Source organism: Candidatus Centipeda massiliensis, from assembly GCF_900290285.1.
Taxonomy (GTDB): domain Bacteria; phylum Bacillota; class Negativicutes; order Selenomonadales; family Selenomonadaceae; genus Centipeda; species Centipeda massiliensis.
This window is the reverse complement of sequence record NZ_LT985754.1, coordinates 1204211-1219349: the sequence shown is the minus strand read 5'-3', so window position 1 is coordinate 1219349 and position 15139 is coordinate 1204211. Positions and strand designations below refer to the sequence as shown.

Below are 15139 nucleotides of genomic sequence, written 5' to 3'. Positions count from 1 at the left end.
GTATCACGGGCTCTAGGCTCAAAAAAGAACCGGTCTTATACCGTCTATTCAATTATAGCATACGGATTGCCGCTATGAATCTAAACTTTTCATTTATGATGGTGCCCTTAGGCATGTAAGTTTGTATCATATAACAAAGTATAACATAATACAAGAAGAAACGAAAAACATTTGTCCGCCTTCAAATGCTTGCGCAAATTCGGCGGACGCGTCTTATATCCCCAGCCCTAAAGGGCGGGGCTTTACGGCGCATTGGGTAAACAGCAAAATAACTTTTTTGAAATTCCTCCCTGTGCACAGATTTTTTGACACAAATGGGGTATAATGGCAGAGATGTTTTGCCCATGAAAGAGAGGTGCCGCAATGCAGCTGCGCGACCTGTCGTTAAGGAATCGCTGATAAAATGAAGTATGGAGGGAATCTTCTTCCGCTTCGAGGGGCTGCGCAGCGGCACTGTCATCATGGGCGCGGGCTCCGTCCCCATGATGGGGCGCAGAGAGGCACCGATGATCCCGCATGACCTGCGCGAGTTCATCCTGAATGCCGCCCTCATGCTGCTCATTCTCATCGCCTCGACCGGCATCCTGCTCCTTGGCCGCTATCTCGCACGTCTCCTCTCAACACAAATTCTCACCCCTCTTGAGGAAATGCGCACAGCAGCCGCAGCCATCCAACGCGGCGATCTTGAAATACAGCCACAGACACATCGCGTCTTTGTCGCGGGACGTGAGGTGCGCCTCGCCACACGCGAGTTTGAACTGCTCCTCTTTCTCGCACAGAATCCACAGATCGTCTTCAACAAGGAAACGCTCTATGACCGCGTCTGGTCCTTGGATGCCCTTGGCAGCACCTCCACCGTCGCCGTCCACATAAACCGTCTGCGTGAAAAGATCGAGCCCGATCCGTCCAACCCGCGATGGATTGAAACCGTTTGGGGCGCAGGCTACCGCTTTAACAGCGATACATAGGAGTGAAGCCCGCGTGAAGAAATTGCATTTTTTCATCCGAACCTTTTGCCAAATCCCAGATTTTTGCTATAATGGAAAGCAGTTTTTAGAAAACATCAAAGGGAGTGTATCTAACTCATGACAGCAACCGCATGGTCGATTCTGCCGCCGATTATCACCATCGTTCTCGCGCTCTGGACGAAGGAAGTCTATATGTCGCTCATCATCGGCATTTTCTCGGGCGCAATGCTCTTCGCGGGCGGGAATTTCTTGCAGGCAACGCTTACGATGTTTCAGGTCATGGCGGACAAGGTTGGCAGCAATGTCAACATCCTCGTCTTCCTCGTCATCCTTGGCATCCTCGTTGCCGCCATCACGCGCTCGGGTGCAATGAACGCATACGGCGAGTGGGCAACGCGCACAATCAAGGGGAAGCGCAGTGCCTCCCTTGTCACTGTGCTGCTCGGCATCGTTATTTTCATCGACGACTACTTCAACTGCCTCACGGTCGGCACGGTCATGCGCCCCGTCACGGATAAGTTCCGGATTGCGCGGACAAAGCTCGCCTACATCATCGACGCTACGGCAGCCCCCATCTGCATCATCGCCCCCGTCTCCAGCTGGGCGGCGGCGGTTGGCTCTTCCCTGCCGGAGGATACACAGATTGACGGCTTTATGCTGTTTTTGCAGACCATTCCATTCAATCTTTACGCATGGCTGACGATTCTCTTCATGCTCTTCATTATATGGACGGGGCGCGACTTTGGTGCGATGCGCCGGAGTGTCCGGAGATCCAACACCGATTTTGAAATCCCGAAGGAGTATCAGGATACGGCGGAGGCATCCGCAAGCGCAGCGAGTGAGGGGCGCGGCAAGATGCTCGACCTCATGCTCCCCCTCCTCGTCCTCATCGGCGCATGTATCTACGGCATGCTCTATACGGGCGGCATCCATGACGGCGCGAGCATCGCCGATGCCTTTGCGAACTGCGACTCGTCGAAGTCGCTCGTACTCGGCTCCTTCATTGCCTTTGTCTTTACGGGACTGCTCTACCTCCCGCGCCGCGTTGTTTCCTTCAATGTCTTCTGTGACAGCTTTGGTTGGGGCTTTAAGGCGATGACCCCTGCCATCTTCATTCTCTGCCTCGCGTGGACACTCTCAGGGATCTGCAGCAAGGAGTATCTCAACCTCGGCGGTTTCGTCGGCGCTGTCGTCGCTGCAAATGCGGGGGTCGTCATGTTCCTGCCGCCGCTCTTCTTTCTCGTCGCCGCAGGGCTTGCCTTTGCCACCGGCACGAGCTGGGGCACGTTCGGCATCCTCATCCCGATTGCGATTGCGGTGCTCGGTCAGACGGCACCTGACATCCTCGTCGTTTCCGTCGCCGCCATCCTTTCGGGTGCCGTCTGCGGCGACCACGCCTCTCCCATCTCCGATACGACCATCCTCGCTTCGGCGGGCGCACAGTGCCACCACCTCGACCACGTCTCGACACAGCTCCCCTACGTCGGTGTCGTCGCTGCCTGTTCCCTCATCGGCTACATCGCCGATGGATTCACAGGAAACGGCTACATCGGTCTCGGTGTCGGCATTGCCACCCTCGCCATCTTCATGATCGTGATATCATCGCGCGTGAGCTCGGCGGAGAGATAGTTTATCAGCATACAAACAAAGAACCGCCAACGGGATATCCCCCCATTGGCGGTTCTTTTTCTTTGTTCAAAAATTCCTTTACTTATCCATCATTGCGTACATCCAGTCACGCAGGACAACTGCTTGGTTGATCTTGGAATCCTTTGCCCCATAGAGCAGAGTGACATTCTCTCCGGCTGCAAGGTGTTCGCTCACCGTCACCATGTGCGTCGGTGCGGCTGTACCGGTCGAGAGCTCCGCGCGGTATTTCTCGGCAAACTCCGCAAAACGCTCCGCCTTGTGTCCGAACCACGTCCGCAGCTCGGGTGAGGGAGCGATGTCCTTCCACCAATCGGCAAGTGCTGCACGCTCCTTGGAGATACCGCGCGGCCAAAGCCGATCGACGAGCACGCGAAAGCCGTCGGCAGCGTCTGCAGCTTCGTAGATGCGCTTGATCCGGATTTCAGCCGCCATCATCCTGCCTCCCGTTCCATATACATACGCACGGAAACAGTCTCATCCGTACGCATAGCATCCAACATACGAATGATGCGCGGCGGCGGCGTCCATGCCAGAGGTAGGAAGCAGTCCGCGCAGTTATTATACATCGCACGCAAATCATTCTCCGCATCGCGGCGGAGGAGTGCGAACTCCGCCTTGCGTCGCTCATAGCGGCGTCCGGCGCGCAGATAGCCAACCGTTGTCACAACGCCCCAGAGGACGAAGTAGTATGCCCATATAAAGTGCGGCAGGAACGGCGACAGCGGCAGATAGACAAGTGCCGAAGCGAGCCCGCCGACGAGCAGCCAGAGGACAAAGGACGGCCGGTGCAGTCCCCCCTCGATGTAGCTCAGATCCTCGACGACCTTATAGAGATTGCTGTGCTGCGTAAAATAGTCCCGCATCCGCTGAAGCCCGTCCAGCTGCGCCGCACGCTCCGTCGGAATCGGTGCCGGCTCGTTCAGCGCAATCTCCGCCGGCATCGCACGCTGATGCTTCGCTGCCGTATCTGCAATAAAACTCCACGTGTCGAGTTCATCGTCAATGAGTGCACGCTCTCCACAATGCGGGCAAATACGCGTGAGTTTTTCTATTTTTGCGCCACACTCCTTGCAAATCATATTATTCCTCCTTACTGTTAAAATTTTATTATATATAATAGCACAAATGGTTTTTTTTGTCTAATGAAAAAGGTGTATACACGAAAGGGCTGCTGCACGAATCTCTGTCGTTCGCACAGCAGCCCCTATTTTCTTCTCTTTCATCGCCAGCGTCCCACTTCTCCACACAGGCAAGGGGCGCAGGGGTGCTATGCTTTTTCCCGCTGTTTCTTCTTCGTGCGGTAGCCAATCCACAGGACGAGCAGCCACGCGGGCAGGATCAGCACGGCGAGCTGCATCCCCGGAAGCTGCGCCATCATGAATACAACGCCCGCGAGGAATACAAGACAGACATAGTTGATCCACGGATACAGCGGCGCGCGGAATTTGATGTGTTTTCCCGCACGCTCCATCTTGCCGCGAAACTTCAGATGCGTCACGACAATGGTTGTCCAGCTGATGACAGCTGCACAGATCGCAATCGAAATAAGATAGAGGAACGCATCCCCCGGGAAGAAGTAATTCAGAAACACTACGATGAGCGTGATGCCCGAGGAAATGAGAATTCCAAGCACGGGTACGCCGCGCACCGAGAGACTCTTGAGCACCGGCGGCGCGTCTCCCCGCTGCGCGAGACCATAGAGCATACGGCTGTTGCTGTAGATCGCGGAGTTGTAGACGGAGATTGCGGCGGTGAGTACGACAAAGTTTAGGATGTGCGCGGCGGCGGGAATGCCGACGTTTTGGAAGATCTGCACAAAGGGACTTGCCTCCATGCCGACCTCGTTCCACGGCCAGAGTGCCATCAGCACCGCCATTGTGCCGACGTAGAAGATCAGAATGCGCCATATCACCTGATTGATCGCCTGTGGAATGGTGCGGTCAGGATCCTCCGCCTCGCCCGCTGTGATACCGATCAGCTCGATGCCGCCGAACGAAAACATGACGACGGCGGTACCGAGGAAGAAGCCCCACCAGCCATTCGGCAGGAATCCTCCGTGTTCCCACAGGTTGCTGACGTTGTCGGGGAACGGCGCACCCGTGAGGAGCAGCCAGCCGCCGAGTCCAATCATGAGGACAATCGCGGTGATCTTCACGAGTGCCATCCAGAACTCCATCTCACCGTACGCGCGTACATTGATGAGGTTGAGCACCGTGATGACGGTAAGACATACGAGCGCCGAAATCCACTGGGGAAGATCCGGCAGCCAAAAATTCATGTAGATGCCGACCGCCGCAAGCTCCGCCATGGAGACGATGATATAGTTGAACCAATAATTCCAGCCGGAGAGGAAGCCCGGAAACGCGCCCCAGTATTTGCCCGCATAGTGACTGAACGAGCCGGAGACCGGCTCATCGACCGCCATTTCGCCGAGCATGCGCATGATGAAAAAGATCATGATGCCACCGAGAAGGTAGGCGAGCATGACGGCAGGTCCCGCGAGCGCAATCGTAGATGCCGAGCCGTAGAAGAGCCCTGTCCCAATCGCCCCGCCAAGTGCGATCATCTGGAGATGTCTGTTCTTCAACCCACGCCGAAGCGCAGGCGATGCTTCCTTTTCCTGCATAAATTCTCCTGTCTAGCCTCGTTGATGATTTTTGAGTGCCTGCTCCATTTCGCGCTTCGCATCCTTTGCCTTGAGCGTCTGCCGCTTGTCATAGTTGTGCTTTCCGCTGGCAAGGGCAAGTTCCAGCTTTGCGCGTCCGCGCTTGAAGTAGATTTTCAAAGGGACGAGGGTCATTCCCTTCTCACGGGTCTTGCCGAAGAGTTTTAGGATCTCCGCCTTGTGCATGAGTAGGCGGCGGACGCGCAGCGGATCGTGGTTGAACTGATTGCCCTGTTCGTAGGGGCTGATGTGCAGGTGTTCGAGGAAGATCTCCCCGTTCTTGATGTAGGCATAGCTGTCGCGCAGATTTGCGCGCCCTGCACGCAGGGACTTGACCTCTGTGCCGACCAGTTCCAGCCCTGCCTCGTATGTCTCGTGGATAAAGTAGTCGTGGCGCGCCTTGCGGTTTTCGCAGGCGATCTTAACGCTTTCGTTCTTTTTTCCCATCGAAATTCCTCACTCGGCGTTCCCCGTGCCGCCCTCAGTTCTACGGAAGCACCGATAAATTCAGCACCGCCATCTTGGCGTATCTTTTTCGCCCTGTCATTGTCGACAAATCCTCCACATAGTCTCTGCTATGCGTCCGGTTTGTCTCCTTGACAGGACAAAAAATCTGCACCAATCTGACGGACTTCATTTTATCGGCGATTCCTTGCGATTCATCCGCCGTGCGGGACGCGGCGCACGGCGTGGCTTCTCTGCTGCCTCCGGCTCCGATCTCTGTGCGCGGTACCCCGGTGGATCCGGCCAGACAGCGCTGTTGAGCCCCGTCACCTTGACGCGATGATAGTCGCGCGGCTCGCGCTCATCACCGTAGCGATCAGCCCCTCTGCCGCCGCGTGCACGGTCACGACGATCACCGCCATCCGCTTTGGACGCTGCAGCACGCGGTTTTACGGGGACGCTCGCGGCTGCCTTGCGTGCCGCGCGCTCGCCGTCCTGCGCCCGTTTGCCGTGTGTCCCGTGTGCGCCGCGTGTCTTCTTGCGCCGCTCGGCAGACGTTGCCGCAACATCTGCGATGATCGGCTCTGCCTTGCGCTCGCCCTTCTTTTTGCGTGAGCGACGGCTGCGTCCACCCGAGGAGGTGCTTTTTTCCTCAGAGGTCTGGGGCTTTGCCGCACCTTTCACGGGCTTTGTCATGTTTGGCTCATAGACGCCGTTGTCCTTCAGCACGAAGTCAAGTGTCCGCGCCTGCACGTCCGCGCGCGTGATGATGATGGTCACGGGATCACCGAGGCGGTAGCGCGTGCCCGTGCGCTCGCCGACCATCGCATACTGCTCCTCGACGTAGCTGTAGTAGTCATTCACCATTGTCGAGACGTGCACGAGTCCCTCGACGCCGTTCTCGAGTTCGACAAAGATGCCGAATGCCGTGACGCCGCTGACAACGCCCTCGAAGGTCTCGCCGACGAACTGCGCCATGTACTCGATCTTCTTCATATCCGTCGTCTCGCGCTCCGCCTCGATGGCGATGCGCTCACGCGCGGAGGAGTGCTCCGCCGCATCGGGCAGCACCGCACGCAGCCGTTCCCGCTTCTCCGGCGCTATATGCCCCGTGGCGAACGTCTCCCGCAGAAGCCGATGGACAAGGAGATCGGGATAGCGGCGGATGGGTGAGGTAAAATGCGTATAGTAGCGTGCGGCAAGACCGAAATGACCAAGGCTCTGCGTCGAGTAACGCGCCTGCTGCATGGAGCGCAGGGCGACCGCGCCGATGATGCGTTCCTCCGGCGCCCCCTTCACACGGTCGAGCACCGCCTGTATGTCACGCGGCTGTACCTTGCCGTCCTCGCCCACGTTCAGGCGCAGCCCGAGCGCAGCGAGAAGGCTCTGGAACCGCTCGATCTTCTCAGAATTCGGTGTCTCGTGCACACGGTAGACAAAGGGCTCGTCCTTCAGCTCCATGTGGCGCGCGACCGTCTCGTTTGCGATGAGCATGCACTCCTCGATGATGGACTCACCGATGGAGCCTGTGCGCTTCACGAGTGCGACGGGATGACCCTCTGCATCGAGCTTCACCTTGATCTCGGGCAGCTCAAAGTCAATCGAGCCGCGCCGATGACGCTTCGCGCGCAGCACTTCACGCAGTCGGCGCAGCGTCTCCAGCATGGGTCGGATATCCTCGTTGTCCGAGACAAACGGTTCGTCGCCTGCAAGCACCTTGTTCACGAGTGTATAGGTGAGGCGGCGTGCGACATGGATCACACACGGCACGATCTCATAGTTTTTTACCTCACCGTCCGTACCGATCTCCATCTCACACGCCATGGAGAGACGGTCAACGCCCTCATTCAAGCTGCAAATCCCGTTCGAGAGTTCCTTCGGCAGCATGGGGATGACACGGTCGACGAGGTAGACGCTCGTCCCGCGCCGCGCCGCCTCCACATCGAGCGGCTCGCCCGCGCGGACGTAGTGACTGACATCGGCAATGTAGACACCGAGGAAGAAGCCGCCGTCCTTCTCATAGGCATAGATACCATCGTCGATATCCTTCGTATCCTCCCCGTCGATCGTGACAATCGGGAAGTCGCGGCGATCCCGCCGCCCCTCGTACTCGGCGGAAAGCGGATCCTTGGGGCATTGTGCGGCAGCCTCTGCAACGGCGGGGGGGAATTTTTCGTCAAGATCATAGGCGCGCATCACGGCGAGCACATCGACACCGGGATCGCCCGTCCTGCCGAGTACCTCAACCACGCGCCCTTCCGCACTGCGGCGCTCCTCCGGCCACTTCGTGATCTCGACGACGACCTTGCTGCCCGTTTTCGCGCCGCCAAAATCCTTTTTCAAAATAAAGATATCACGCCCGATCTTCGCGCTGTCAGGCGTGACGAATCCAAACGCCTTGCTGCGCTCAAACGTCCCGACAATGTGCGTATTCGCGCGCTCAAGGATGCGGATGATCTCGCCCTCCCGTGCGCGTCCCGGCGTCTCGGACGGGGTGACACGCGCCACGACGCGATCCCCGTGCATGGCAGTTGCGAGCGCGGCACCCGGCACAAAGACATCGGACTCGTCCTCCGTCGCACGTACATCGGGGATGATGAAGCCGAACCCCTTCGGCGACATGGAGAGACGCCCCACCACGAGATTCATGCGGCTCGGCAGCCCATAGAGTCCGCTGCGGTTGCGAATGATCGCGCCCTCCGTTTCAAGCGCTGCAAGCGCAGATGAAAGCAGTGGCTCTTCCTCCTCGGAGAGTCCGAGTTCCGTGCGTACTTCTGCCATTGGCAGCGGGCGATAGGCGTCCTCCCGCATAAAGGCGTGTACGCGCTCTTTCAGCATATCCAGTTGTTCCAGTTCCATAATTTCCTCTTTTTTCCGTTTCTATTCTTCTCCCATAGCGTCCGAAAGAAATTCTGCTGTACGTGCAAAGACGCGTTCCCTGACCCCCATGTCCAGCGGCAGCAGATGACCTGCGTCCGGCAGGATAAGCTTCTCACGCCGGGCGCTTCGGACGTTGTCATAGAGATAGTCCGCACTCTTCGGATCTGCCGTGTGGTCGCGCGCCCCATGTACGATCAGAAGGGGCGCTGTAACCCGCGCGATCTCATCGCACAAAATGGCGATAACGTCCATCATCTCGTGAATGGAGACGAGCGGCATGCGTCGATAGGTATTGTTGGCTCCCTGCGGCACATTCGCAAGCTTGCGCCGCGCTTTCGGCACATAGCGATCCATGCACGCCTCGCGCGTCGGCAGATGCTCGATCCCCTGCTCCGGCGCAATCATAATGGGAGCGCCGAGACTCACGACGTGCGAGATCTCCGCCTCCATGGAGAGCAGCATGGCAAAGACCGCCCCCATCGAATGCCCGACGACGGAAACCTCCTCACATACGCCGCTCAGGATGGCATAGCCGTCGCGCACAGAGTCCATCCAGTCCTCATGCTCCATGCGGCTCAGATCCTCGACCGTTGTCCCGTGCCCCGCGAGGCGTATGGCAAGCACAGTGAAGCCGCAGTCATTCAGATACGCCCCCATAAGGCGCAGCTCGGCGGGCAGTCCCGTAAAGCCATGAATGAGAAGGGCGCCATGACGCCCTCCCGGCAGCAAAAAGGGTTCGGCGCCTTCAAGGTGCATGACAATTCCTCCGATCCGTTCGTTCCTCACCTGAAAAAATCCCTGCACCGCTGAGGCGGCAACAGGGATTTTCCCTTTTTACAGAATCAACTCGACATGCGTGCAATCACAATCGTGATGACGCCGAACAGGATTGCAAACACGATCGTCACGCGCGCGAGCAGAGCATCCATGCCGCGTGCCTTGCCCGAGAACACCGTGTCCCCGCCGCCGTCAAGTCCGCCCATGCCGGCGGACTTTGCCTCCTGTCCGAGCACCGAAGCGATGAGAATGATCGCAACGATTGCATCAAGTACCATTAAAAGTGTGAGCAAGAAAAAGCCACTTCCTTCACTAATATTTGTATTTCGTTATCATAGCACAGAGGACGCAGCAGTGGCAAGCGTTTTTCACCCGCGCACGACAATCGCACGCACGCGTACGGCATTCTCCGCCGAAAGAGCGCGTCCCGTCCCCCCTCTACAATCTTCGCCGCCATCTCACGCAGATGATTCGCATCTACGGTAAATGCGGCAATCACGTCATCATACAGCACGGGATCAAAAGCCATGTCTACTCCTCCGCGTGCGCCACTAGTACGCCCTGCGTCTCCGAGATCGTATGCAGCAGACGGACAAGTACGCGCGTAATGCGTACGCCGTCCACCTCCTCGACGTAGAGAAGCGTCCCCCCATGCGCCGCCATCTGCCCAATGCGCGGCGCCTCGCCTAGCTGGTCGTAGAGCCAGCCGCCGATGCTGTCCACATCCTCGTCCTCAATGCGGACACCGAGCAGATCGGCGATCTCTTCCAGCAGGAGCTTCGCATCGACGGAACAGATCTCACTCGTACGCCACTCCACACTCTCGCGTTCCTCGTCGAATTCGTCACGGATATCGCCGACGATCTGTTCAATGATGTCCTCGATCGTCACCATCCCCGCTGTACCACCGTACTCATCCACCACAATCGCAAGCTGTGATCCCTGCTCCTGCATGGTGCGCAGGAGCACGCTCCCGTCCATACTCTCGGGCACGACGAGCGCCTTGCGAATGTAGCGACGCAGATTCAGCCGTTCCCCGCGGATGAGCGGCGGCAGAAGATCTTTTACATGGATAAATCCGATGATGTGATCCTTGTCCTCGTAGCAGACGGGATAGCGCGTCTGCTGCTCCTCCAGAATCGTCTTGATGCGCTCGGCGGATGTATCGTCAAGGTAGAGGCAGATCATATCGGTGCGCGGTATCATGATCTCGCGCGCGTTCAGCTCCGTGAACGAGAAGACATTATCCACGAAGTCCGCCTCTGTACTATTGATCAGCCCCTGCCGATAGCTCTCCTTCATCAGGAGGCGGATCTCCTCCTCCGTGTGCGCGTCCTCATTCTCGCCCTTCACATCATAGCCGAGTCGACGGCTGATCGTGTTCGCAACGGTGTTCAAGATCCAGACGAAGGGACGCATGATGCGGCCGAAGAGCACCATTGGAAACGCAATCGCGAGCATAATGTCCTCGACGTTTGCAATCGCCATGGATTTTGGCGTAAGCTCGCCGAGTACAATGTGCAGCGAGGTGATGATCGTAAAGGCGACCGCGAGCGCAATCGTGTGCCCGACCTCGTCGGGCAGTCCAAATACATGCGTTACGGGCAGGATGAGCGTCGCAATCGCAGGTTCGCCCACCCAGCCGAGACCGAGTGAAGCAAGTGTGATGCCGAACTGCGTCACAGAAAGTGAGTAGTCAAGGTGTTCCGTAAGCTGTTTCGCGTATCCGGCACGACTGCTCCCCTCCGCAATCAACGTTTCAAGGCGTGAGGTGCGGATCTTCACGCAGCAGAACTCCGCCGCGACGAAAAATCCGTTCATGAAGATCAAAAAGACAACGAGCAGTATGTCGAGCAATGTGGGCAATATGTCCACGAATGATATCCCCCTTTGAACATGGGTGAACGCAATCGCCGAGGTCAGGTGCGCGGCACGCGGGAGAGTTCAATCTCCATGCGTGCGGCGAGTGCCTTCAATTTGTCGATCTCCCTCTCATCCACGAGCGAAATGACTGCGCCCGCCTTCCCTGCACGAGCCGTGCGCCCCGCGCGGTGACGATAGGTGCGCACGTCTTCCGGCAGATCCAGATGGACAACGTAGTCCACATCCTCAATGTCGAGCCCACGTGCAGCGAGATCGGTGGAGATGAGCAGATTCGCACGTCCCGCGCGAATCGCATCAAGTGCCGCACGGCGCTGGTCGCGCCGCTCCTGTCCTAGGAGAGCGACCGCCTTGATGCCCTCAAAGCGCAGTTTTTCGAGCGCGTGCTCCGCGTCGAAGCTGCGTCCGACGAAGATGATTCCGCGCCGAATCGGCAGACGACGCGTCAGTTTTTGAACCGCCTTTATTTTATCACGAAACGATACAATATGATAGTAGTTTTCATACGTATCACTCGCCCCCTCCACACGGATGAGCCGCGGAGCAAAAAGTTCCTGCGCCATCCGTACGGCAGCCGTGCCCGCTGTCGCCGAGAGAAGGAGCACCTGACGATCTGCGGGCAGAAGTCGGATCACGGTGCGTACCCCGTCCAAATGCTGCTTGCCAAGGAGTCGGTCGAACTCGTCCAGAACGAGCAGCTTTATTCCCGTGAGCTTCAGCTTGCCGAGGCGGTTCAGTTCCTGCACACGCGGTGCAGAGCCGACGATGAGCGCGGGCTTCTTCTTGAGTGCTTCGATCTGCCGCTTGATGTTTGCCCCACCGATGAGTGCCTGTACGCCGATGGGGAGTTCCGACGCCTGTGCGAGTTCGCGCGCGACGGCGGCGATCTGCATCACAAGCTCGTGCGTCGGCGCGAGAACAAGTGCCTGTGCCGTGCGCACAGCGGGATCCATGCGTGCCAACAGGGGCAGGAGATAGGCGAGAGTCTTGCCCGTTCCCGTCGGAGCCTCGCCGATCAGATTCTCCCCCGCATGCGCAGCGGGGATCAATGCCTCCTGTATCTCCGTCGGCGCGGTGATGCCGCGCTTTGTCAGCGCCGTTGTGAGGTTCTCGGATACGCCGAGCAATGTAAAGTCCATAATTTCCTCCTGCTGGAATAAGGTTCGCTGCATATCGCAGGAAGCATCCCTATCGGCTCGCCTTGCTCGCCACTTCCCCCGCTTGGCGGGGGAAGCTAATACGCTGTGTTCCAAATGCCTCCCCCGTCGCTACGGGGGAGGGGGACCGCGTAAGCGGTGGAAGGGGCGCCTGTAACGACACAATCATTATTCACCAAAAAACAGCGCATCCATCTCCGCCTGTTCATCCGCCGTCGGCGTATAGCTGCCGCGTGGGGCGTATCTTGGCTCGGACACACGCTCTACCATCGCTCCCGCTGCGGTGCGCGGTATCCGCTTTCCTGTAAAGTCAGGCCTACCGCCCACATCGTTCGCCGTCATGCGGCACTGCGGGAATGCGGAGCAGCCCCAGAAATCGCCGTGCTTTCCCTTGCGCTTCTGCATGATGCCGTGTCCGCAAGCAGGGCAGCGTATGCCCTCCACGCCCGCAATCTTTGCCGTCAGTGCCGCAGCGCAGAGATCGCGTGCAAATGCCGCCTGTCCCGCAAGGAACTCTTCGGGCGTCCCCTCCCCCTGCGCCATCGAATGCAGGCGATCCTCCCAGATCGCCGTCGCATCGGGGTAGGTCATTGTATCGGGGAGTGCATCAATCAGAAGGTATGCCTCTGCTGTCGGCGTCAACACCTTTTTCTTGCCCGCCGCATGGAGAAATTTGCGGCGGATCAGATCCTCGATGATGCTTGCACGCGTCGCCTCGGTGCCAATGCCGGAGACATCGCGCAGCATCTTCTTTGCCGCCTCGTCCTTCACGTATTTATGGATTTCCTTCATGCCCTGCAGGAGGGTCGCGGGCGTAAAGCGAGAGGGCGGCTTCGTCTGCCGCGTGCCGAGATCCGCCGACACGTAGTCCGCCGCATCCCCCTTCTTCATTGGGGGCAGGACGGCGCTCTCCTCGTCCTCCTTCTCCGCATCTTCCGCCTCGCTCTTTCCCGTGCGGTACAGCGCGCGCCACCCCGCCGCACGCTCTGTGCGTCCGCTCGCCGTGAACAGTTCACCGTGATACGTGACCTCCACCTTCGTCTGGTCGTAGACGTAGTTCGGGTAGAACTGTGCAATGTAGGCGCGTGCGATCAGCTCGTAGATATTTTTCTCCACGGCACTGAGACGTGCGAGATTCACGGGGACTGTCGTCGGAATAATCGCGTGATGCGCCGAGATCTTCGCATCGTTCCACGCGCGCGACTTCTGCTTCGCATCGGCTGCCTTTGCCCACGCCCCGAGTTCCGCCCCATCAAGTGCAGCGAGATTGCCGAGGATCTTCGCCGCATCCTTATGCTGACTCACGGGCAGATACTCTGCATCCGAGCGCGGATAGCTCGTAAGCTTTTCCTCGTAAAGTTTCTGCGCCGTATCGAGTACCTGCTGCGGCTCGTAGCCGTACCGCTTGCCCGCAAGCACCTGAAGCGCCGACAGCGAAAACGGGAGCGGCGGCGGCTCCTCCTTCTTCTTGCGCTCGTAGCGCGTTACCTTCGCATCCTGCGGCTCCGCGCCAAACGATGCAAGCGCCGAGCGTGCCGCATTCTCGTCCACAAGCCGTCCCTCGGGATCGAGCGGTGTACGCTCCTCCGACGGCTTCCATCGTGCACGAAACGATTCACCCGACTTTGCATGACGGAATGTCGCATCGAGGAGGTAGTAGGTCGCGGGTTTAAAGTTCTCAATTTCTCGCTCACGGCGCACGACAAGCGCGAGCGTCGGCGTCTTGACCCGCCCGATGGGAAGCACGAGCCGATCATGCCCCGCACGCCGTGCCGCAAGCGTATAGGCACGCGAGAGATTCATCCCGATGAGCCAGTCCGCACGCGCCCGCGCCAGTGCCGACAGCTTCAAGGGAAGAAAATCCCGATTGTCGCGCAGGTCGCCGAGCGCATCGTGGATACTCTTGTCGTCGAGCGCATTGATGAGGATGCGCCGCACAGGCTTTTCGTTCTTGAGGTAGTCGAGCACCTCATCCACGAGCAGCTGTCCCTCGCGGTCGGGATCACCACCGTGTACGATCTCATCCGCGCGCGCGATCAGCCCCTTTACTACGGCAAACTGCTGTGCCGCACTCTCGTTCACGACGAGCCGCCACTCGGCAGGCAGGATCGGCAGATCCTCCGCACGCCACCGCTTCAGTTTTGGATCGTATTCCTCCGGCTCCGCTTGGCGCAGGACGTGACCGAACAGCCACGTCACCACGCCGCCGCCGGTTTCGATCCACCCCTGCCCCTTGCGGTGCGGCTGCGGCAGACACGCGGCAAGCGCACGCCCGACACTCGGCTTTTCCGCGATGTAAAGCCTCATGCAAACACCTTCGACAGCGCCCAGACAAGGAGGATGAGCCAGAGGATCAGCACGAGCGACGCGACAACGAGTATGAGCGTCCCATAGCGCGCCACGCTCTGCTCCCCCTCCGCACGCGCCTGTGGGGGCAGCATACGAACAAGGAACTCGGTTGCTGCAGGCAGGATCACCATATCATCAACTGCGCCAAGCAGGGGAATCGTATCAGGAACGAGGTCGATCGGACTCACGAGATAGAGAAGCGTCAGCGGAAATAAGAACTTGACCGCACGCGGTGTATCGTGCCGCAGCATCGCGAAAAGGAGTACGGCAATATCACGGCGCAGCGCGCGCAGGAGTACCAGAAATCGCAGCATAGAAACCTCCGATCATTTCACCTAATCATATTTAGGGAATCACTGATAAAATGA

General features: G+C 58.5%; 15 protein-coding genes. 2 read left to right on the top strand and 13 right to left on the bottom strand.

Annotated features, from left to right (window positions below; all coding sequences use genetic code 11):
- The first annotated feature begins 410 nt into the window (after window positions 1–410).
- Both C8273_RS13125 and C8273_RS05845 read left to right on the top strand, forming a co-directional pair.
- A complete protein-coding gene (locus C8273_RS13125) occupies window positions 411–968 on the top strand; it encodes a winged helix-turn-helix domain-containing protein (RefSeq protein WP_234343868.1) in 558 nt (185 codons plus the stop codon).
- Window positions 969–1085: 117 nt separating this feature from the next.
- Complete coding sequence (locus C8273_RS05845) at window positions 1086–2597, top strand: Na+/H+ antiporter NhaC family protein (RefSeq protein ID WP_106626797.1); 1512 nt, start codon at window positions 1086–1088, stop codon at window positions 2595–2597.
- A 78-nt stretch (window positions 2598–2675) separates the two neighbouring features.
- Here the strand turns inward: C8273_RS05845 and C8273_RS05840 are convergent, their stop codons facing one another.
- The 13 genes from C8273_RS05840 to C8273_RS05780 form a co-directional block, all read right to left on the bottom strand.
- Window positions 2676–3050, bottom strand: coding sequence for a DUF488 domain-containing protein (locus tag C8273_RS05840; RefSeq protein ID WP_106626796.1), 375 nt, complete (start codon window positions 3048–3050; stop codon window positions 2676–2678).
- Window positions 3050–3697 carry a zinc ribbon domain-containing protein gene (locus C8273_RS05835; RefSeq protein WP_106626795.1) on the bottom strand — a complete coding sequence of 216 codons (648 nt, stop codon included), beginning with the start codon at window positions 3695–3697 and terminating at the stop codon, window positions 3050–3052. The genes C8273_RS05840 and C8273_RS05835 overlap by 1 nt, the downstream gene beginning before the upstream one ends.
- Before the next feature lie 188 nt (window positions 3698–3885).
- Complete coding sequence (locus tag C8273_RS05830) at window positions 3886–5244, bottom strand: amino acid permease (RefSeq protein ID WP_106626794.1); 1359 nt, start codon at window positions 5242–5244, stop codon at window positions 3886–3888.
- 12 nt (window positions 5245–5256) lie between these two features.
- Complete coding sequence (gene smpB / locus C8273_RS05825; RefSeq protein ID WP_106626793.1) at window positions 5257–5730, bottom strand: SsrA-binding protein SmpB; 474 nt, start codon at window positions 5728–5730, stop codon at window positions 5257–5259.
- A 40-nt stretch (window positions 5731–5770) separates the two neighbouring features.
- On the bottom strand, window positions 5771–5920 hold the full coding sequence (locus C8273_RS13120; RefSeq protein WP_106626792.1) for a secretion protein HlyD: 150 nt from the start codon (window positions 5918–5920) through the stop codon (window positions 5771–5773).
- Complete coding sequence (gene rnr / locus C8273_RS05815; protein WP_106626791.1) at window positions 5917–8586, bottom strand: ribonuclease R; 2670 nt, start codon at window positions 8584–8586, stop codon at window positions 5917–5919. The genes C8273_RS13120 and rnr overlap by 4 nt, the downstream gene beginning before the upstream one ends.
- A gap of 21 nt (window positions 8587–8607) precedes the next feature.
- Window positions 8608–9363, bottom strand: coding sequence for an alpha/beta hydrolase (locus C8273_RS05810; RefSeq protein WP_106626790.1), 756 nt, complete (start codon window positions 9361–9363; stop codon window positions 8608–8610).
- Window positions 9364–9449: 86 nt separating this feature from the next.
- Complete coding sequence (gene secG, locus C8273_RS05805; RefSeq protein ID WP_006693319.1) at window positions 9450–9662, bottom strand: preprotein translocase subunit SecG; 213 nt, start codon at window positions 9660–9662, stop codon at window positions 9450–9452.
- Complete coding sequence (locus tag C8273_RS05800; RefSeq protein WP_106626789.1) at window positions 9662–9913, bottom strand: hypothetical protein; 252 nt, start codon at window positions 9911–9913, stop codon at window positions 9662–9664. Before C8273_RS05800 ends, secG begins: the two co-directional genes overlap by 1 nt.
- 2 nt (window positions 9914–9915) lie before the next feature.
- Window positions 9916–11259, bottom strand: a complete 1344-nt coding sequence (locus C8273_RS05795) for a hemolysin family protein (protein ID WP_106626788.1) — start codon at window positions 11257–11259, stop codon at window positions 9916–9918.
- A gap of 44 nt (window positions 11260–11303) precedes the next feature.
- Complete coding sequence (locus C8273_RS05790) at window positions 11304–12404, bottom strand: DEAD/DEAH box helicase (RefSeq protein WP_106626787.1); 1101 nt, start codon at window positions 12402–12404, stop codon at window positions 11304–11306.
- A 186-nt stretch (window positions 12405–12590) separates the two neighbouring features.
- On the bottom strand, window positions 12591–14729 hold the full coding sequence (locus C8273_RS05785) for a DNA topoisomerase III (RefSeq protein ID WP_106626786.1): 2139 nt from the start codon (window positions 14727–14729) through the stop codon (window positions 12591–12593).
- Window positions 14726–15085, bottom strand: coding sequence for a YkvA family protein (locus tag C8273_RS05780; RefSeq protein WP_106626785.1), 360 nt, complete (start codon window positions 15083–15085; stop codon window positions 14726–14728). Before C8273_RS05780 ends, C8273_RS05785 begins: the two co-directional genes overlap by 4 nt.
- Window positions 15086–15139 lie beyond the last annotated feature (54 nt).